Genomic DNA, 18,954 nt, shown 5'->3' on the forward strand with positions numbered 1-18,954 from the left:
GAGGACCAGCCCGGTCGGCGACTTCAGGGGGAGCGGGTCGCCGACCGGGCTGGGGGCCGCACCGGGACTGCTACAGGCCGGTTCCCGTCAGGTACGCCGAGACGACCACGTTCGCCGTGTAGCTGCGGGTCGTACGGTCGAAGCTGCCGCCGCAGGTGACGAGCCGCAGCTCGGCCCGGCCCGACTCGCGGGGCCCGTAGGCCTGGTGGGCGTCGAAGCGGTCTCTGGTGAGGACCTGGACGGACTCGACGGTGAACTCCGCGACCTTGGCATCGGCCCGGATCACCCGGATCGTCTGGCCCGGACGCATGGCACTGACCTTGTAGAAGACGGCCGGCCGGGTGTCGGTGTCGACGTGACCGACCATCAGCGCGGTGCCCGGTGCGCCGGGTGCCACGCCGCCCGCGTACCAGCCGACCGCGTCCGGCTGGTCGTACGGCGGCGGATCGAGCGCGCCGCGCGCGTCCAGCCCCCGCGCCACCACGGGCGCCTGCACCCCGAGCCCGGGGATGTCGACGCGCTGGGGCAGCGCGTCGCCCAACGGGCGGTGCGCGGGCGGCAGTTTCACGTCCGGGGGCCGTCCGGCCGCCGCCATGTCGCCCGTGGTGGGCGCGGAAATGCCGTGCCGTACGTCGGTCACCTCGCGGCCCCACAGCCACAGTCCGAGCAGCAGCGCCACCCAGGCCACGCCGGCCAGCAGGCGGCCGGTGCCCGAAGAACGGCCCTTGATTCCATCCTGGTCGGACATGGTCAGTCCGTTCCGCGACGCCGGCGGACACCGCCCAGCGCGACGACCACCGCGGCCACTCCCGCGAGAACCAGGCCGGTCACCCCCTGCGCCGTACCGGGACCGGCTCCGCGGTCCTCGGCGGCGACGAGGTCCGCCGCGCCACCACCGCCCGCCTGGACCGGGGCGATGGGCGAGGGGTGTGCGCCCGGCCGCCGGGAAGCGGGCTGCTGCCCATCGCCCCCGGACGCGGACCGCTGCCCGTCGTCGCCGGAGCCGGACCGCTGCCCGTCGTCGCCGGAGCCGGACGGCGGCCCACCGCCCTCGGGCACGGGCGGCTGCCCGACCGTCACCGGCGCGGGCGGCTCCCCGATCGCCCCGGGCGCGGGTGGTTGTCCGACCGTCACCGGCGCGGGCGGCTCCCCGATCGCCCCGGGCGCGGGTGGTTGTCCGACCGTCCTGGGCACGGGTGGTTGTCCGACCGTCCCGGGCGCGGGCGGCTTTCCACCGGTCCCGGCCACGGACCCGGGCCCGGACGGATGTTCGCCCGCCCCGGACACGGACCGCCGCTCCTCACCCTTCCGGACGGTGAACGTGCCGGCCCGTTCGGCCTCCCCGCAGGTGACCTTCACGGCGAACGTCCCCGCGTCGAGCGTGGAGCGGACGCGGCTCTCGCCGACGAGTTCACCGTCGGTGACGGTGAGCCGCGCGTCCGCGACGAACGCCGCCGAGCGGGCGACGGCCGTTCTCTCCGCACAGTCGGTCACCCGGAGCGTGACGTCACTGCCGGGCGCGGGGGTCGCCGGGGTCACCGAGACGCCCCCTGCGTCCGCCGCGTACGCCGCCGGCGTGAAGGCGGCCGCGACCAGGACGCTCGTACAGACGGTGACTCTCAGGGAACCCATCGTGAACCTCCAGACGCCTGGAGCCTCCCCCGCACGGTCGGCCACCGCATCCTCAAAGACGCGGCGGCTGCTCCATACGGGTGGCGACGGGTTTGAGCTCCGGCCCGCTGCGTCCCCTGCTCAGACCCGGTCGACGAGGTCCGCGATCGAGTCGACGACCTGCGACGGCCGGTACGGGAAGTCCTCGACCTGCTCGGGCCGGGTCAGGCCGGTGAGCACCAGGAACGTCTGCATCCCGGCCTCTATGCCCGCCAGCACGTCCGTGTCCATCCGGTCGCCGATCATCGCGCTGCTCTCGGAGTGCGCCCCGATGGCGTTCAGCCCGGTCCGCATCATCAGCGGGTTCGGCTTGCCGGCGAAGTACGGCTTCTTGCCGGTCGCCTGGGTGATCAGCGCGGCCACCGCGCCGGTCGCGGGCAGCGGGCCCTCGGTGGACGGGCCCGTCTCGTCGGGGTTGGTGCAGATGAAACGGGCGCCGCCGAGGATGAGCCGTACCGCCTTCGTCATGGCCTCGAAGGAGTACGTGCGGGTCTCGCCGAGGACGACGTAGTCCGGCTCGTGGTCGGTCAGGATGTAGCCGATGTCGTGCAGCGCGGTGGTCAGGCCGGCCTCGCCGATGACGTACGCCGAGCCGCCCGGCCGCTGGTCGTCCAGGAACTGGGCCGTGGCCAGGGCCGAGGTCCAGATGCTCTCGATCGGCACCTCCAGGCCCATGCGGCGCAGCCGGGCGTGCAGGTCGCGCGGGGTGTACATCGAGTTGTTGGTGAGGACCAGGAAGGGCTTCCCGGACTCGCGCAGCTTCTTGAGGAAGGCGTCGGCGCCGGGGATCGGTACGCCCTCGTGGATGAGCACACCGTCCATGTCGGTGAGCCACGACTCGATGGGCTTGCGGTCTGCCATGTGCGGGATCTCCTGCCGTACGCGGGCCAGCGTGCGCCCCAGCCTAAACAGGTGGCGAGATCTTGCGGAATGGCCTGGATACGGCGTCCCGACAGGCGGGACAGCTCCTGGCGCCTCAGCGGCGCCGGCGCACGAGGAGCAGCGCCCCGCCCCCGGCGAGCAGCACCGCCGCGGCGGCCGCGGTGACCTGGCCGCCGGTTCCCGTGCCGGCGAGTTCCTCGGCGAACGGGAACCGGTCCTCGCGGGGCGGGACGGACGCGTCGGAGTCGGGCTGGGAGTCGGTGCCGCCGTCGGCTTCCGGCTCACCCCCGTCGATCGGTCCGTCGGCGTCGATCCCGAACCGGTAGTCGTTCGACTGCCCGACCCAGTCGCCGTCGTCGTCGTGCCGCTGCACCACGGCGGCGTTGGCGGTGACGTCGTTCGGTACGGCGTCCGAGGTGACCGCGAGCCGCACCTTCACGGTGACGGTCTTCCCCGGCGCGACGGTGAACCCGGCGAAGCGGTCCTCCTCGTCGGTGAACGCCCCGACGAGCTCGTCCTCACTGGTCTTCTCGAACCGCACGGGGTGCGCCCGCGCCCCCTCGAAGAACTCCAGCCGGGGCTGCGACGGCTCCAGCGCCCGCTTGTCGTCGACGAGCACGACGACGGGGTGGATACCGGTGCACGGCCGGTCGGTCGTGTTGGTCAGATCGACGTACCAGGTCCCGAACCCGCCCCCGGCCGTGTAGGCGTCGGGTCCGCCGTGGATGCGGGTGGTGAGCGGGAAGGTGTGGTCGTCGGGCGCGGCACAGGCGGGCGCCGGGTCTTCCGCGTACGCCGGATGAGCCCCGGTGAGCAGGACGGCGGCTGCCGCCGCCAGGCAGAGGTGAGCGGGCGTGCAGAGTCGCATGGAGATGTGACATTGCCGGATTGAGCCGGTAGCGAGCCGACGTCGCCGGGAACGCCCCCGAACGGCGGAGCGGAGCCGCCCGGTCGGCGGATACTCCGGGCCCCTCGGCGGCGCCCGAGTGCCTTCGCACGCCAGTGCGCCCAGCCGGTCAGGGGGACACCGGCGACGGTGAGGACCGCGCCGGGCATCGACCGGACGCACGAGGCCGACCTGCTGGTGGCGGGAGCGGTCGGGCTGGGCCGGGACGTCCTGCACGGCCGCCGCTCACTCGAGGACGTCCGGACGGTGCTGGAGTACCACCTGGTGCGGATCTTCCCGGACGCCACAGCCACGCCGTGGCCGAATGCGGCCCCCCACCCCTCAGCCAGCCCCCCGCCCGAACACCGGCCCCAGCACCAGCTGAGCCGCCCCCACCGCCACGACTCGCCCTCCACCCGGCGCGACACGCACCGGCACGGCGTCCTCCCCCGTCCGCCGGGCCCGTGCCCCCAGTACCGCCCCGACCCCCCGCACGAACGCCTCCGGAGCCGCGGCCACCGTCCGGCCGCCCAGCAGGACGACGTCGATGTCGAGCAGCCCCACCAGGTTCGCCGCGCCCGCTCCCAGTACGCGCGCCGCCTCCTCGGCATCGCCGCGCGCCACCGCGCCGAGGCACAGCGCCTCCACGCAGCCGCGGTCGCCGCAGGTGCACGGCGGGCCGTCCAACTGGATCACCTGGTGGCCGAACTCCCCGGCCCCGGTCCGGGCTCCCCGGTGCACGCTTCCGCCGATCACCAGACCGGCCCCCAGCCCCGTACCGAGGTGCAGGTACGCGAAGGAGCCGCCCTCGTCCCCGGCCGCCAGGCCCAGCGCCGCCGCGTTGGTGTCCTTGTCGACCACGACCGGCAGCCCGAGCCGCTCCGCCAGCGCCTCCCGCAGCGGAAAGCCGTCCCACTCGGGGAAGCCGGTCACCCGGTGCAGCACACCCCGGACGTGGTCGAGCGGCCCGGGCAGCGCCACCCCCACCCCGAGCAGGGAACCGGCCTGCGCGAGGAGCGGTCCGGCGGGCAGTACCTCCGCCACCGTCTCCCGCACGACTTGCGTCACCGCCGTCAGCACCGCCCGCGCCCCGGCCCCCAGATCCAGCGCGGCCCGCCGCTCCCCCACCACCGTCCCGCGCAGATCCACGAGCACGGCCCGGACCTCGTCCCGGTCCAGGTGGACCCCCACCGCGTGCCCCGCCTCGGGCACCAGCCGCAGCACCGTGCGCGGCTTGCCCCCGGTCGACGCGCGGCGCCCCGCCTCCGCCGCGAGCCCGTCCTCCCGCAGCCGGGCCGTGATCTTGCTGACCGCCTGTGGGGTGAGGCCGGTCCGCTCGGCGAGTTCGAGCCGGCTGATGCCGTCGGAGCCGGCGGTCCGCAGCAGGTCGAGCACCAGCGCGGCGTTGTGGCTGCGCAGGGCGAGCAGGTTCGCTCCGGCCCCTGCCCCTGTGCCTGTGCCTTTGCCTGTGCCGGCCACACCGCCCACTCCGCCCGTACGGTCGTTCGCCCTGTTCACGCCACCATTGTCCCCGGCGCTTGCACTTTGGAAACAGCGTTGCGAAAGTGGACGGCATGACTGGCACTCCCCTCGGCGCACCCGGCGCACCCGGCAGCCCCGGCAGCCCCGGCTCGCCCCTCCGCGTCGGCCTCGTCGGCTACGGCCTGGCCGGCTCCGTCTTCCACGCCCCGCTGATCGCCGCCACCGAGGGCCTCGCCCTCGACACGGTGGTCACCTCGAACCCCGAGCGGCAGCAGCAGGCCCGCGCCGAGTTCCCGGAGGTGCGCCTCGCCGCCGGCCCGGACGAGCTGTTCGACCGGGCCGCCGAGCTGGACCTGATCGTCGTGGCGTCCCCGAACAAGACGCACGTGCCGCTCGCGACCACCGCGCTCCAGGCCGGTCTGCCGGTCGTGGTCGACAAGCCCGTCGCGGGCACGGCGGCCGAGGCCCGCGAGCTGGCCGCCCTGGCCGAGGAGCGCGGCCTGCTCCTCTCCGTCTTCCAGAACCGCCGCTGGGACAACGACTTCCTCACCCTGCGCAAGCTGCTGTCCGAGGGCGAGTTGGGCGACATCTGGCGCTTCGAGTCCCGCTTCGAGCGCTGGCGTCCGAAGCCGAAGGGCGGCTGGCGGGAGTCCGGCGACCCCGCAGAGATCGGAGGTCTGATGTACGACCTCGGCAGCCATGTCGTCGACCAGGCGCTGGTCCTCTTCGGCCCGGCGGCCGCCGTGTACGCGGAGTCGGACATCCGCCGCCCGGGCGCCGAGACGGACGACGACACGTTCATCGCGATCACGCACACCAGCGGCGTCCGCTCCCACCTCTACGTCTCCGCGACGACCGCCCAGCTCGGCCCCCGCTTCCGCGTCCTGGGCTCCGCCGCCGGCTACGTCAAGTACGGCCTCGACCCCCAGGAGGCGGCCCTGCGCTCAGGCCACCGCCCCGGGCCCGGCTGGGGCGCGGAGCCCGAGTCGCTGTGGGGCCGGGTGGGCTCCGGCGAGTCCCCGGTCACCGGAGGCGGCCGACCCGAACCCACCCTCCCGGGCGACTACCCCGCTTACTATGCGGCCGTGGCGAAGGCCCTGCTGGAGGGCGCCCCGAACCCGGTGACCGCGCTGGAGGCGGCCGCCGCCCTGGACGTACTGGAGGCCGCGCGTCGTTCGGCCCGCGAGAAGGTGACGGTGACCCTGTGACACACAAGAGCACGCACAACCCCTCGCACAGCCAGGGACTCACCCCGAAGATCCACCCGGAGCTCACCCCGAGCCTGGAGGAGCTGGAGAAGGAGGAACGCCGCCTGGTGTTCCGCCAGTTCACCCACGACGACGCCTGGGCGCTCGGCTCGCTCCTCGTCGGCATGGCCCGGGAGCGGCAGGCCCCGGTCGCGATCGACATCCACCGCGCCGGCCAGCAGCTCTTCCACGCGGCGCTGCCCGGCTCCACGCCCGACAACGACGCCTGGATCGCCCGCAAGCGCCGGGTCGTCGAGCGCTACGGCTCCGCCTCCTACCTGGTGGGGGCCCGCTTCCGCGCCAAGGGCACGACGTTCGAGGAGTCCTCGCGCCTCGACCCCGACACGTACGCGGCACACGGCGGTTCGTTCCCGATCACCGTCGAGGGCGTGGGCGTGATCGGCGCGGTGACGGTGTCCGGGCTGCCGCAGCTCCAGGACCACCGGTTCGTGGTGGAGGCGCTGGAGGAGTTCCTCGGCAAGGACCGCTAGCGCGCCGAAATCACCGGCACCGGCTCGGAATTACCGCCGGGCCTCTCCGGTTGGCACCCGCTATACGCGTGATCGCACACGGCTGATCACACACGGCGCCCACCCGGAGGGATCCCCACCGATGACCACCGCTCTGAAGGAAACCGTCGGCCGGTTCGGCATCTGGAGCGTAGGCCTGCGCTCGGAGGACCCGGACCGGCGCGGCGAACTCGCCGAGGCCGCCGCCGAACTGGAGGAACTCGGCTACGGCGCCGTCTGGCTGGGCGGCAACAGCTCCGCCGCCAACGCGGCCCCGCTGATCGAGGCGACCTCGAAGCTCACCGTCGGCACCAGCATCCAGAGCATCTGGCAGCACGGGCCGGACGCCGCCGCCACGGCCTTCGGGGAACTGGAGTCGGCCCACCCCGGGCGTTTCCTGCTGGGCCTCGGAGTGAGCCACGCCAAGCGCGAGGAGCAGTACTCCCGCCCCTACTCGGCCCTCGTCGGCCACCTCGACGGCCTGGACGCCGCCGGAGTGCCGGCGGACCGCCGCCTCCTGGCCGCTCTGGGCCCGAAGTCGCTCCGGCTGGCCCGCGACCGGGCGGCGGGCTCGATCCCGTACCTGGTCACCCCGGAGCACACCGCGCACGCCCGCGAGATCCTGGGCGAGGCCCCGCTGCTGGCCCCGGAGCTGGGCGTCATCCCGGAGACGGACCCGGCCCGCGCCCGCGCCCTGGCCCGCGAGTTCCTCGAGATCTACCTCCCGCTTGCGAACTACACCAACAACTTCCTCCGGCACGGCTTCACCGAGGACGACCTGACGGACGGCGGCAGCGACCGCCTGGTCGACGCCCTGTTCGCCTGGGGCGACGACACGGCGATCCGCACCAAGATCGACGCCTTCTTCGAGGCGGGGGCGGACCACCTCGCCCTCCAAGTCCTGGGCGGCGAGCGCCGGGAAGTCCTCCCGAGGAAGGCGTGGCGCGACCTGGCGACCGTGCTGCTGGGCTGACCCCTCAGGGGCGCGGGGAACTGCGCGAACAACCACGACGAACCCGCAGCCGCGAACGCTCCGCAGCTCCCCGCCCTTCAGGCGTCTTTGAACTCCTGCCGCTGCCGCCCGAGCCCCTCGATCTCCAGCTCCACGACATCCCCGGCCCGAAGGAACGGCTTGGGCTCGGGCGCCCCCAGCGCCACCCCCGCCGGCGTGCCCGTGTTGATCACATCCCCGGGATACAGCGTCATGAACTGACTGAGATACCGCACGACCTCCCCCACCGGGAAGATCTGCTCAGCCGTCGTCCCGTCCTGCTTCAACTCCCCGTTGACCCACAGTCGCAGCGACAGCCGCTGCGGATCCGGCACCTCGTCCGCCGTCACCAGCCACGGCCCCAGCGGGTTGAACGTCTCGCAGTTCTTGCCCTTGTCCCAGGTCCCGCCGCGCTCGATCTGGAACTCCCGCTCGGACACGTCATGTGCCACCGCATACCCGGCGACATGCGCGAGCCCCTCCTCCGCGGATTCCAGATACCGGGCCGTACGCCCGATGACGACGGCCAGCTCGACCTCCCAGTCGGTCTTGCCGGACGCGCGCGGCACGAGCACCGTGTCGTTCGGCCCGACCACCGTGTCCGGCGCCTTCATGAAGAGGACCGGCTCGGCGGGCGGCTCGGCACCCGTCTCGCGCGCGTGGTCGTGGTAGTTCAGCCCGATGCAGACGATCTTGCCGATCCGCCCCAGCGGCGGGCCGATCCGCAGCCCCGTGGCGTCCAGGTCGGGCAGCTCACCGGCATCGGCGGCGGCACGGACCCGACCGAGCGCCGCGTCGTCCGCGAGCAGCGCCCCGTCGATGTCCTGCACGACGCCCGAAAGGTCCCGCAGGGTCCCGTCGGCGTCGAGCAGTGCGGGCCGCTCGGCCCCCGCCGTACCGACTCGCAGCAGCTTCATGATCACGTCTCCCTCGATCGCGGGCGCCCACCCGAGGCCTGCGACCCGGATGCGGCGGGGCAGCCATCGGAGGACTGGTCGATCCTCCAAGCTGGGAGTCCACTCCGCAATACCCAGTTCATCTACTGGACCGCCCCGGACCCGACCGGCTACCGGTACAGCACAGCGCGCTCGACGGCACTCCACGTCGTACTGGTCACGACGTACAGCGCGGCGGCCAGCGGCACCACGGCCACGGTGACGAGCGTGAAGAAGGACATGAAGGGCATCACCTTGGTCACCGCCCCCAGCCCCGCCACGTGCTCCTCACCGGCCGGGAGGGCCGGGTTCGCGGCCATCATGCGCTTGCTGAGGCGGTAGCTGAACACGGCGACCCCGGCGACGACCACGAACAGCCCGGCGTAGACGAGCCCCGCCCCATCGAAGAGACCACCTCCGATCGCGTCCACCCAACGCTCCCCCAGCGGCGCGGCGAACAACCGATGGTCGAGCAGCTCATTGGCCCGCCCGCCGATCGTGTCGCTGGAGAACAGGTGGTAGAGCAGGAAGAACGCGGGCGCCTGGAGCAGCCCGGGCAGGCAGCCGGCCAGCGGCGACACCTTCTCCTCGGCGTGCAGCTCCAGCACGGCCCGCTGAAGCTTCTCGGGATTCCTCCCGTGCTTCTTCCGCAGCTCGGCGATCTTCGGCTGGAGCGCGGCCCGGGCCTTCTGGCCGCGCGCGGCGGCCCGCGACAGGGGGTGGACGAGGAGTCGTACGAGCGCGGTGAACAGGACGATCGCGGCGGCGGCCGCACAGGTGCCGAACAGCGGTTGGAGGAGGTCGGCGAGTCGCTCGACCAGGTGGGCGAAGACGGACATGGGTGAGCCCTCCGGGGGTCTCGTCGTGCCGGGAGTGGGACATGGCGGCATGACGACCCGCGCGGGGCCGGCTACGTGAACGTGCCTGGAGGTGCCCTACGCGAAGGTCGCCCGGAGGGCGTGTCCGGGTGCCCGGGGCCGGGTGCGCCCCCGGGCGTCGGGATCGCGTTGGGGCAGGAAGGCCGTACGGAGGTCACGGTCGCGGATGGCCGTACGCACCCGGGTGCGCGGCACGGCGGGAGCGCAGCGCGAACCGACGAGGGCGCAGACCGCGAGCGCGGCACAGGCCGCGGAGGTCGCGGCGAGCGCGACGGTGGCGGAGAGGCTGCCGGTGTCCAGCAGCGCCACTTCCAGGACCAGGAGGAGCAGCACGAAAGCGGGACGCAGACTCGTCCAACCGCGGATCATCGGCTCCCCTCCTCCCGAACGCTCGCTCGCTCGCTCGACTACCCGTTCTCCTCGCTCTGTTCGTTATACAGGATCGCTCTGACAGCCGCGTCCGAGACTTCGTACACGGGTTTGAGAAAGGTTCGTCGCAACTCTCGACAACCCACCCACCACACCCGATGCTTCTCGTTGCCATGAACGGGCCAACCCGCGACGCCGGGCCGGGGGACCGGCGCCTGCCCCGATTCCCCTACGGAGGAGCCGTGATACGACGCAGAACCCTGCTGACCGCAGCAGGCGGTACGTTCCTCGGCAGCGCCCTGGCGACAGGCACCGCCCACGCGGACGCCACGATCGCCGTCAACCCGTCGACCACGTACGGCACCTGGGAGGGTTGGGGCACCTCCCTCGCCTGGTGGGCCAACGTCTTCGGCGCCCGGGACGACTTCGCGGACCTCTTCTTCACCACCAAGTCGGTGACGTACAACGGCAGATCACTCCCCGGCCTGGGCCTGAACATCGCCCGCTACAACCTCGGCGCGTGCAGCTGGAACAGCGTCGGCGGCGAAACGATGGTCGAATCACCCAACATCCCCGCCTTCAAGCAGATCGAAGGCTTCTGGCAGGACTGGAACAACGAGGACCCCACCTCCTCTGCCTGGAAGTGGACGGCGGACGCCAACCAGCGCGCGATGCTGGTCAAGGCGACCCAACGGGGCGCGATCACGGAGCTGTTCGCCAACTCCCCCATGTGGTGGATGTGCAGCAACCACAACCCCTCGGGCGCGTCGAACGGCGGCAACAACCTCCAGACCTGGAACTACCGCCAGCACGCCTCCCACCTGGCGGCGACTGCCCTGTACGCGCGCGACAACTGGGGCGTGAACTTCGCGACGGTCGACCCCTTCAACGAGCCGGCCTCCACCTGGTGGACCGCGACCGGCACCCAGGAGGGCTGCCACATGGACCCCGCGGTCCAGGCGGCCGTGCTCCCGTACATGCGCAGCGAGCTGGACAAGCGTGGCCTGACCGGCATACGGATCGCCGCCTCGGACGAGACGAACTACGACACGGCCCGCTCCACCTGGGCGTCCTTCAACTCGTCCACCAAGGCCCTGGTCTCCCAGGTCAACGTGCACGGCTACCAGGGCTCGGGCGGCCGCCGCGACCTCCTCTACACGGACGTGGTGACGACGTCCCGCAAGAAGCTGTGGAACTCCGAGACGGGCGACAGCGACGGCACGGGCCTGACCATGGCGTCGAACCTCTGCTACGACTTCCGCTGGCTGCACCCCACGGCATGGTGCTACTGGCAGGTCATGGACCCGACGACGGGCTGGGCGATGATCGCCTACGACAAGAACACCCTCCAGCCGACGACAGTCCAGACCAAGCACTACGTCCTGGCCCAGTTCAGCCGCCACATCCGCCCGGGCATGACGATCCTGGACACGGGCGTGAGCTACGCGGTGGCGGCGTACTCGGCGTCGGCCCGCCGCCTGGTGCTGGTAGCCGTGAACACGGCCACATCGGCCCAGACCCTCACCTTCGACCTCTCCCGCTTCTCGACGGTGACGGGCGGCACGAACGGCGCGGTCCCCCGCTGGAACACGGTGACGACGGGCGGCGGCGACCTCTACACCCCCCGCTCGGACATCCGCCTCAACGGAAAATCGGTAAGCGTCCCGTTCGCGGCAAAGTCGGTCCAAACACTCCAGATAGACGGAGTGACCCTGTAGGCCGACGTGATGACGGCGATTCGGGCCGAACTGTAGAGCCGGGGTGACGAGCGAAAGGAGGCTGGGTAGGCCAGACGCCTGGCCTGCGCATCTCTCACGCTCGTCACCTCCCGGCAGTACGGTGTCCCCCATGCGCCCCGACACGCCTGCCGAAAACGTCGACCACACCGCCGAGGCGGCACGCCTGGAGCGGACCGCCGGCCTGTACCCCGAGGACTCCGAGGCCCTGCTGCTGCGCGCCGCGGCCCACCTGGAACTCGCCGGCGACCGCCCCACGGCCACGGCCCTCTACGACCGCCTGCTGTCCTCCACGGACGGCCTGGAGAACCCCCACCTGGTACGGGCGCTCAAGGCCTCGAACCTCTGGGAGTACGGCCACGAGGCCGAGGCCAGGGCGATCATCGAGGGCGTCCGGGTGGCGTCCCCGAGGGACCCGGCCCCCTGGGTGATCGTCGCCGAGGCCCTGGAGTCGCACGACGAGCTGGAAGCGGCGCACGACACGTTCACGGAGGCCGTACGCCTCCTCCTGACCGACGTACCGCAACCCCCACAACCGACCCACCCCCTCCTCTTCGGCCGCCACAGGGTCCGCCGCATGCTGGGCAGGTCCCATGACGAGTGGGACGCGCTGGCGGACACGGTCCACTCCCTCCCGATCACCCTGGACGAACTCCACGACCCGAAACGGGTCTGGTCCCTGGGCTCGGAGAACCCGGCGGAACTGGAAGCGGAGATCACCCGCCTCCGAGCCGAACTGGGCGCCTACCGCGAAGCCCTCTCCCGCCCCTTCCCGGTAGCGATCCTCCACTGGCCGGCAACGGAACTTTCGGAACTCCTCGAGGCGTACCCGACCCTGGCCTCGGAATACCCCTCCCACGAGACCCACCTCGCGACCATAGAGTCCGCCCTACGAGAACTGTCCTCCTCCGGCACCCCCAACCTGGGCATCGTCACCGGCACGGTCCCGTCCTACGAGGCCTTCGCAGCGTCGGAACTCTCCTCCCCGTCGGACGCGACCCTGCTCCCCCAGTACGCGACGACCCTGGCGGCGAGGGGGCGGGCGGTGGCCTGGCCCCCACAGAGCACCGCGGCCTGCTGGTGCGGCTCCGGACAACCGTACGGCGCCTGCCACGGACGCACGGCCTGACACGGGCACCGGGTCCTCCGGCCCACCATGGACGACCGGGCAGGCAAGATCGCGCCGGTCGTCCCACCCGGCCAGGAACTGAAGATCCCCCACCGCAGCGGCTACGAGCACTACAAAGTCACGACCCGCCACGAGGAGACACCAGAAGGCCAGGCAACGGCGTACCGCTGGTGGGAACGGACGGAGATCGCCGAGTAGCCGGGGCAGTGCCGACGCGGGCCGGCCCGACAGCCTGCCCCACGGAACTGCCACGACACGACCCCCGTCTTCCCGGATGACAGACGACTGACGTCGGCTCCCGGGGGGAACGTCACGTGGACCAGCCCTGGCTCACGATCACACTCATCATGGCCGCCGCCATGACGGCCTTCGGAATCTGGAACCTACGCATAGCCCAACGCCAGCGCCGAGCCCTCTCCCGCCTCGGCGTCCGGGGCATCCGCACCAGGGGCGAGGTGGCCCGAGGCCCCCGCCGAGAGGGCCCCACCCTCCACCCGCCCCAGGTCCGCTACAAAGCCCCACCGGTCGGCCGCCCCGACGCCCCGGCCGACCAGACGTACCGCCGCACCCCTCTCAACCACGAGCAGCACCCTCTCCACGCAGGAGTCCCGGTCGTCCTCCGCTACGACCCGAGGGACCCACGCCGGGTGGTGGTCGTACACCAGAAGGACGGAAGGCCGGCGAACGTGTCGTACTCGGCGGGGGCGCATCTGGCTTGGGGGGTCTCTTGCGTGCTGCTCGGGTTGGGGATGGGAGCGGGCGCGTTCTGGTGACGCCCCGGACGCCTCACCCCACCGCGACCCGACCCGGCGTACGCCGAGCTGCTGACGCATTCACCCACGCCGGGTGCCTGGAGCCAACCAGTTGCGCTCCCCACCTGCGGCCCCCACCTCTCCAGGCCGCCCGCTCGCTTCTCTCCCGTGCTTCCGCGGCCCGGGTCAAGGGTGGCCCGAAGGGCCATCAGCGCCAGCCGACGCGGAACGCAGCGGAGTGGAGCGCCCTTGGGACGGGGCGTGGAGGCACGACACTGGCATGGAAGCGGGCGGCCTCTGCAGTGCATGTGAACCCCGCCCAAGGGCGGACTACCCTCTGCCGTGTGTCCGAAGATCCTACGTGGGAAGCGCCAGAGGGTTCCTGGGCTTCGTCCGCAGCTCGCCGTCGCAACATGCAAGCGATTCGCAGCCGCGACACGCAGCCTGAGAAGCTGATTCGCCGTCTAGTCCATGCGCAAGGGTTGCGCTATCGCGTCGCCGCCCGCCCACTTCCCGATCTGCGCCGGACGGCCGACATGGTGTTCCGTTCGGTGAAGGTTGCAGTGTTCATCGACGGTTGCTACTGGCACGGCTGCCCAGAACACTACGTACCGCCGAGGACCAACTCGGGATACTGGTCAGAGAAGGTCCTCCGCAATATGGAACGCGACCGCGACACTGATCAGCGGCTCAAGGAGGCGGGATGGCTAGTGCTCCGTTTCTGGGAGCACGAGCCATCAGACAGGTGCGCCGACAAAATCGCCGCGACGGTCGTAGCCCGCCGAATCACGGGGAGACATGCCTGACACAGGAATCTCCATCTGCTCGGGATCCGGCTTGACGGCAGGGCTGTCATTGGTGTCCATGACATAGCCTTCGAGCAGCTCCTCCCGATGCTCTGGCCGCAATACCGCAGCGATGGCCCGACCGACAGCTTCGGCAACTGGAGGAGGGAACGCATTGCCGACCTGCCGGTACCGGGCGGTCTTCTTCCCCTGAAAGTCCCAATCGCGGGGGAACCCTTGGATAATGGCGGCTTGCTCGACCGTCAGCATCGGCCCAGCGGGCCTGAAAAGGTCTCTCTCGGGGTCGCATGCCTTGCGATCGTTAGCGACACCCATAGCGTTTACGCCCATTGCCGCCCAGGCGCGCTTCGCCCGGGTGGGACCAAGGTCCGCCCCACCGTGCTTCCTTGAGCCTCCGACGAGCGTTGGGGCAACGCCCCTCCCAGCGTCCCTGGCATTCTTGGCGTTGATCAGCCACTCATAAAATACATCTTTGCCTGTCCGATCACTGGACGAGGCCAACTCCCCCTCCTGGTTCTTGTGCCAGAAATCCTCGCAACGCTCCCTCATAGTTCTTCGGAGTTTTCCCACCACAGAGACTTGCCTTCGCGACACCCGCTGCGGCCATACAAATTCAACACCGTTCCTCTTGATTGCATCCTCATGAATCGCAACAAGAATGGCGCGAGGGCGCAACTGAGGAACGCCAAAATCGCTCGCATCCAACCTGCGCCAAACGCGTCGCATTGCATAGTCTTGCTGACGAGGGCTTGAGCAGCTATCGAGTTCCGGAACTACGTAGTCTAGCTTTCGCAATTCATCCAGAATCCAAGCACGGTACTCGATGAACACCTCAGGCGGCTCAAGAATTCCTCGCACATTCTCGATCATTACAGCTTTAGGGAGCAAGGCTTTGGCGATATCCAAGGCAGCAGGAAACAGATCCCTTTCGTCATTTTTTCCTAGCCTCTTCCCTGCCAAGGAGAACGGAGGGCATGGGACTCCTCCCGCAAGCAAATCCAATTCTCCTTGGGTAAGGCCAAGCTGCTCGTACTCCTTGGAGTCTAGGAAAGTCTTGACATCCATGGGCCTCAGCGCCTTGGCGCGCTCTGCAGTCCAGCCAGGCCAGTCGCCCACGTTCGCGCGAAGCGTGTCTACCGCGTCCGCATCCCATTCGACGAGAGCCAAGTGATCGAAGCCGGCGTTGTGCAGCCCAACAGCTTGTCCGCCTGCCCCCGCACAGATCTCGATCGAGGTCAGTGGCGTGGCGAACTGCGGACGCTGCTGGCCGCTGGGGCGCATGGCGCTCCTTCCGGAGGTGACTCAAAACTGTTGCCAAGTCTTACAGAGACGGTGATCGCACACCGCGTAAGGCAACAAGAGTCTCCCACTGCTCCTGATTCCCGGCCCAATCCGGGGCCTTGGGGTGGGGCAAAGAGGCCACCAGACGCTAGCCGCCGCCGATGTGCCGCAGCAAGGCTTCGATGTCATTCGGCGCCAAGCCAGCCGCAACCGACGGCTCCTCTTGCAGGTCGGCCAGCTGCTGCACTGTGGGGTCGTCGAGGATCCTCCCCATGAACTCAAGCTTCCGATCCAGGCGCGCTGTCACGACCTCATCGATGGTGTTCCGGACAGCCAGGACGGTGACCCGAGTGTCCGTCCCAGGTGCAAGCCCCAGGCGATGGATCCGGTCAAGACTCTGGAGGAACCGCCCCGCCATGAAGTCACGATCCACGTACACAGCGTCATGACAGATGTGATGCAGGCTGATGCCCTCCCCAAGAGTCGCCGGGTTGGAAATCAGCACCATGCAACTCGGGTCTTCGCGGAAGCGCCGCAGCTGCTCGTCCCGATCAGGCGTGCCACCGTAGACGACCGCGGGGCTGTACTTCTCCAGCATCTGCTCAAGGGTCGTCAGGCTGCGGACGAAGGTCGTCCAGACCAGTGTCTTGCGGCCTCGTGCAGCGTTCTCCGCCACGATGGCCACCGCCTCCTTGTACTTGGGCGACAGCTCATAGTCCGGCAGGTTCTGGAGGAGCGAGTACAAGGAGCTGCCTTCCGGGACCTCCAGCGGCGGTAGCTGATACGCCAAGGGCTCATACCGGCTGCCTCCCTCCAGGAGGAGCGCTGGGCTGGTGGCCGCCATCAGCAGTCGCAAGGCTGTCTTGCCGAGTGAACTCAGGTCATCCCTGGAAGCACGACTGCTCTCACCGCCCACGAGCGAGCTGTAGATCTCGTTGTGCAGTGGAGGCATGTCGACGTACCGCATCCTCAGCCAGACCGGAGGAAGTCCCAGCTCCTGCTTCGTCGTCCGGGTGAACAGCGGCCGGAGTACGGAGCTGGCATAGGCAAGGTCTCCGCCTGCCACGGCTTGTACGACGGTTCGCTGCCCATGCCCGGGCCAGACGAAGCCGAGAAGGTTCTCCAAGTCCTTCGAACCATTGGGTGCCGGCGTCCCAGTAAGAATCATCCGCCGCTCGGCCAGAGGACCAAGAGCCATGCACGCGGCACCGTACGTGCCCCGCGCTCCCAGCTTCATCCGGTGCGCCTCGTCGAGAATGATCATCGAGGGACCTGACTTCAGCCAACTGGCCAGCGTGGCCAGTGAGCGATCAAGCCGTTCGTAATTGACGATCAGCACCTCCGCCCACTGATCCATAGAACCGTCGAGGACGTGGGTGCGCAGCGGGTAGCTGAAGCACACCGCTGTCTCGTAGCGCCAGGACTCGTACGCCGACTTGGGACAGACCACCAAAATCCGGCTCACGCGTCCCTGAGACTTCTGTGCCGCATACACGGCCAGGGCTACACGCGTCTTCCCCGCTCCGGGAACGCTGAAGTTGGCCCCATGCTGAAGCGTCAGAAGCTTCGCGATGTCCCGAAGCTGAAACTCGCTCAGTGCACCTTGCCAGGTCTCACCCAAGAGGCCTGACACCTCGTCGGGCGTGACCTCACCTTGGGGCTTGGTGCCGGCGAGACGCTCCTTGACCGTGTTGGCGTCCTGTACGACTCCCGCCACAAGGTTCCGAAGCTCTGGAGCCCACTCCACTCCCTGGTGGTGCGGCCAACCACTAAGGACACTGAGGTCCGCGAGCAGTTCGTCGAGGGCAACCGACGCGGCGAGCGGGCCGAGCTGGCCACCCGTGCGGAAACGGGCGGCCAGCCGGACAAGGTCTTGCTGATACTGGTCGGTCGTCCTGAGGACGACACGGGTGCGCGTCTCATCAAACCCGAGATGCAAAGACGTTTCGGTCGCGTTGTCCGTCACTGGCGGCCCTCCGCAGCCGCGGCCTCCAGCAGCCAGGCGACCCCGTCGCCGGGGGTGGGAAGACCCCTGCCAGCCTGTTGTGCGAGCTTGCGAAGACTGACACGCAGCTTCAGCACAGCTTCATCGAAGGCTTCCTCGTCCAGGCTCCTAGAGGTGCGAGCTTGGACGAGGTCCATCACGCACTGATCGATGCTCGCGCAGGCTTCCGCGAGCCGCGCCGGCGCAAGCTGCTTACGCTTGCGTAGGCGTGCACTACGGCCGGCAGCTTCGATCGCGTCATCGAATGCCTTCCTAGCGTCGTCCCAAACAGCCTGGCTCTGTGCTTTGTCACTGTCGAGGAGATTCGAGCCCTCACTACGGATAGCAGCACTGGCACGCAGAATCTGGTCGTTCAGCGCTCGTGCCTGGGACACGGCAGAAGAGGCCGCTGGGACCGCGAGGTCGAGCCCAGGGATTGACACTGCCTCCTGACCAGCCGAGCTGCTGCTTGCCTCGGTTAGCGTCGCCGGCAAGGTACGAGTGAGGTGGCCCTCCTTCAGGAAATCCTCGTCAATGTGGCGCACGTCAGTCTTCGAGAATTCGAGGAGGATGGCGGCCAGTCGCCACTCCTTGAGAACCTCCGCCTGGTCCCGGTCGACAGACTCGAGCTTCACGTATAGGCGGTGAAGCTCCTTGAGCCGTTCCTTGGCGCCTTCCCAGTCCACAAGCCGCAGCGCCACGCCTCCACCGCTCTTGCTGCGGTCGATGAGCTCCCGGATGGTGCTCAGGATCCAGCGCTCCTGGTGGTACGTCTTCACCTGGATCCGGAATTCCTTGGCGATCTGTTCAGGGGTACGCCCGAGCGAGGCCTGCTCCTCCATCGCGAGAAGCCGGTTGATGTACGAGTAGTCGCGACGGTGGTCCTTACGCAGCTGGAGAGACAGCTCGACCGCGTTGATGTCCGCCCACGTGAACGACTCCGGCAGCACACCGACGCGCATCGACTGCGCGCCGAGCTCATGCAGTGCAGCGGCCCGCGTGTTGCCGTTCACGAGCACGCCCTGATGAGTCACAAGGCCGGGATCGTTCTGGCCGAACTGCTCCAAGCTCTCCTTGAGCTTGTCGAAGTCGGTGTCACGGATGTTCGGGTCGGCCGGCGAGGCCTTAAGCAGAAACCGCAGGTAGTCCTGGCTTTCTGCACACCATGGATCCTTCTCCAGCAGCTCATCACGGGCTGCGTCATGGCTGCGCTGGGCCCGGATCCGGTGCGTGCTGGGGTTGAAGTACAGCCCGCTGAGCGGCAGGTCGACGACCTCCACATGAGCCTGCTGCTCGTTCCAGTCGACCGTAACGGTCTCCCTTGTGCCGCCGGCCCTCTTGACCTCCTCCACCTTCTTCTTGATCAGCTCACTGAACTCGGCCGCGCGCGGCGGCGGCGGGAGCTCCCGCAGCATC

The 18,954-nt window shown here is 69.7% G+C and carries 18 protein-coding genes and 1 pseudogene; 8 read left to right on the plus strand and 11 right to left on the minus strand.

Going from position 1 to position 18,954, the window contains the following annotated elements; genetic code table 11:
- Positions 1–70 precede the first annotated feature (70 nt).
- The 5 genes and pseudogenes from V8690_RS15515 to V8690_RS15535 all read right to left on the minus strand — a co-directional run bounded on the left by V8690_RS15515 (position 71) and on the right by V8690_RS15535 (position 4,927).
- Entirely contained in the window at positions 71–748 is a 678-nt protein-coding gene (locus V8690_RS15515) for a class F sortase (protein ID WP_338779322.1), read from the minus strand.
- Positions 749–750: 2 nt separating this feature from the next.
- Positions 751–945 (minus strand): annotated as a pseudogene (locus V8690_RS15520) (hypothetical protein); the annotation flags it as partial.
- An 807-nt stretch (positions 946–1,752) separates the two neighbouring features.
- On the minus strand, positions 1,753–2,532 hold the full coding sequence (locus V8690_RS15525) for an HAD-IIA family hydrolase (RefSeq protein WP_338779324.1): 780 nt from the start codon (positions 2,530–2,532) through the stop codon (positions 1,753–1,755).
- Positions 2,533–2,647: 115 nt separating this feature from the next.
- Positions 2,648–3,421, minus strand: a complete 774-nt coding sequence (locus V8690_RS15530; RefSeq protein ID WP_338779326.1) for an LPXTG cell wall anchor domain-containing protein — start codon at positions 3,419–3,421, stop codon at positions 2,648–2,650.
- A gap of 360 nt (positions 3,422–3,781) precedes the next feature.
- Entirely contained in the window at positions 3,782–4,927 is a 1,146-nt protein-coding gene (locus V8690_RS15535) for an ROK family transcriptional regulator (protein ID WP_338785365.1), read from the minus strand.
- Positions 4,928–5,013: 86 nt separating this feature from the next.
- Here V8690_RS15535 and V8690_RS15540 point away from each other — a divergent pair, with 86 nt between their 5' ends.
- The 3 genes from V8690_RS15540 (at position 5,014) to V8690_RS15550 (ending at position 7,650) form a co-directional block, all read left to right on the plus strand.
- Positions 5,014–6,129 (plus strand): Gfo/Idh/MocA family oxidoreductase, encoded by a 1,116-nt coding sequence (locus V8690_RS15540; RefSeq protein ID WP_338779327.1) that lies wholly within the window; start codon positions 5,014–5,016, stop codon positions 6,127–6,129.
- Positions 6,126–6,659, plus strand: coding sequence for a heme-degrading domain-containing protein (locus V8690_RS15545; RefSeq protein ID WP_338779329.1), 534 nt, complete (start codon positions 6,126–6,128; stop codon positions 6,657–6,659). The genes V8690_RS15540 and V8690_RS15545 overlap by 4 nt, the downstream gene beginning before the upstream one ends.
- A 121-nt stretch (positions 6,660–6,780) precedes the next feature.
- Entirely contained in the window at positions 6,781–7,650 is an 870-nt protein-coding gene (locus V8690_RS15550) for an LLM class F420-dependent oxidoreductase (RefSeq protein ID WP_338779330.1), read from the plus strand.
- Positions 7,651–7,727: 77 nt separating this feature from the next.
- Here the strand turns inward: V8690_RS15550 and V8690_RS15555 are convergent, their stop codons facing one another.
- The 3 genes from V8690_RS15555 to V8690_RS15565 all read right to left on the minus strand — a co-directional run bounded on the left by V8690_RS15555 (position 7,728) and on the right by V8690_RS15565 (position 9,850).
- Positions 7,728–8,585: a fumarylacetoacetate hydrolase family protein gene (locus tag V8690_RS15555; RefSeq protein WP_338779331.1), complete on the minus strand. Its 858-nt coding sequence runs from the start codon at positions 8,583–8,585 to the stop codon at positions 7,728–7,730.
- 149 nt (positions 8,586–8,734) lie between these two features.
- Positions 8,735–9,442, minus strand: coding sequence for a YidC/Oxa1 family membrane protein insertase (locus tag V8690_RS15560; protein ID WP_338779332.1), 708 nt, complete (start codon positions 9,440–9,442; stop codon positions 8,735–8,737).
- A 96-nt stretch (positions 9,443–9,538) separates the two neighbouring features.
- Complete coding sequence (locus tag V8690_RS15565) at positions 9,539–9,850, minus strand: DUF6412 domain-containing protein (RefSeq protein ID WP_338779333.1); 312 nt, start codon at positions 9,848–9,850, stop codon at positions 9,539–9,541.
- A 242-nt stretch (positions 9,851–10,092) separates the two neighbouring features.
- On the opposite strand from V8690_RS15565, the gene V8690_RS15570 reads away from it, so the two are divergent.
- The 5 genes from V8690_RS15570 to V8690_RS15590 all read left to right on the plus strand — a co-directional run bounded on the left by V8690_RS15570 (position 10,093) and on the right by V8690_RS15590 (position 14,273).
- Complete coding sequence (locus V8690_RS15570) at positions 10,093–11,568, plus strand: beta-1,6-galactanase (RefSeq protein WP_338779334.1); 1,476 nt, start codon at positions 10,093–10,095, stop codon at positions 11,566–11,568.
- 130 nt (positions 11,569–11,698) lie between these two features.
- Complete coding sequence (locus tag V8690_RS15575; RefSeq protein ID WP_338779335.1) at positions 11,699–12,715, plus strand: SEC-C domain-containing protein; 1,017 nt, start codon at positions 11,699–11,701, stop codon at positions 12,713–12,715.
- Positions 12,716–12,742: 27 nt separating this feature from the next.
- Entirely contained in the window at positions 12,743–12,913 is a 171-nt protein-coding gene (locus V8690_RS15580; RefSeq protein ID WP_338779336.1) for a DUF5988 family protein, read from the plus strand.
- Between the two features lie 116 nt (positions 12,914–13,029).
- Positions 13,030–13,488, plus strand: a complete 459-nt coding sequence (locus V8690_RS15585) for a DUF3592 domain-containing protein (protein ID WP_338779338.1) — start codon at positions 13,030–13,032, stop codon at positions 13,486–13,488.
- 323 nt (positions 13,489–13,811) lie between these two features.
- Positions 13,812–14,273: a very short patch repair endonuclease gene (locus V8690_RS15590; protein ID WP_338779339.1), complete on the plus strand. Its 462-nt coding sequence runs from the start codon at positions 13,812–13,814 to the stop codon at positions 14,271–14,273.
- On the opposite strand, the gene dcm is transcribed toward V8690_RS15590, so the two are convergent.
- The 3 genes from dcm to V8690_RS15605 all read right to left on the minus strand — a co-directional run bounded on the left by dcm (position 14,205) and on the right by V8690_RS15605 (position 18,953).
- Positions 14,205–15,554 carry a DNA (cytosine-5-)-methyltransferase gene (gene dcm / locus V8690_RS15595; RefSeq protein WP_338779340.1) on the minus strand — a complete coding sequence of 450 codons (1,350 nt, stop codon included), beginning with the start codon at positions 15,552–15,554 and terminating at the stop codon, positions 14,205–14,207. The genes V8690_RS15590 and dcm overlap by 69 nt on opposite strands.
- Before the next feature lie 148 nt (positions 15,555–15,702).
- Positions 15,703–17,520, minus strand: coding sequence for a DEAD/DEAH box helicase (locus V8690_RS15600; protein ID WP_338779342.1), 1,818 nt, complete (start codon positions 17,518–17,520; stop codon positions 15,703–15,705).
- The gene (locus tag V8690_RS15605) at positions 17,517–18,953 is read right to left on the minus strand and encodes a hypothetical protein (protein ID WP_338779343.1); all 1,437 of its coding nucleotides are present in this window, start codon (positions 18,951–18,953) and stop codon (positions 17,517–17,519) included. The genes V8690_RS15600 and V8690_RS15605 overlap by 4 nt, the downstream gene beginning before the upstream one ends.
- Position 18,954: the final 1 nt, after the last annotated feature.

Source organism: Streptomyces sp. DG1A-41, from assembly GCF_037055355.1.
Taxonomy (GTDB): domain Bacteria; phylum Actinomycetota; class Actinomycetes; order Streptomycetales; family Streptomycetaceae; genus Streptomyces.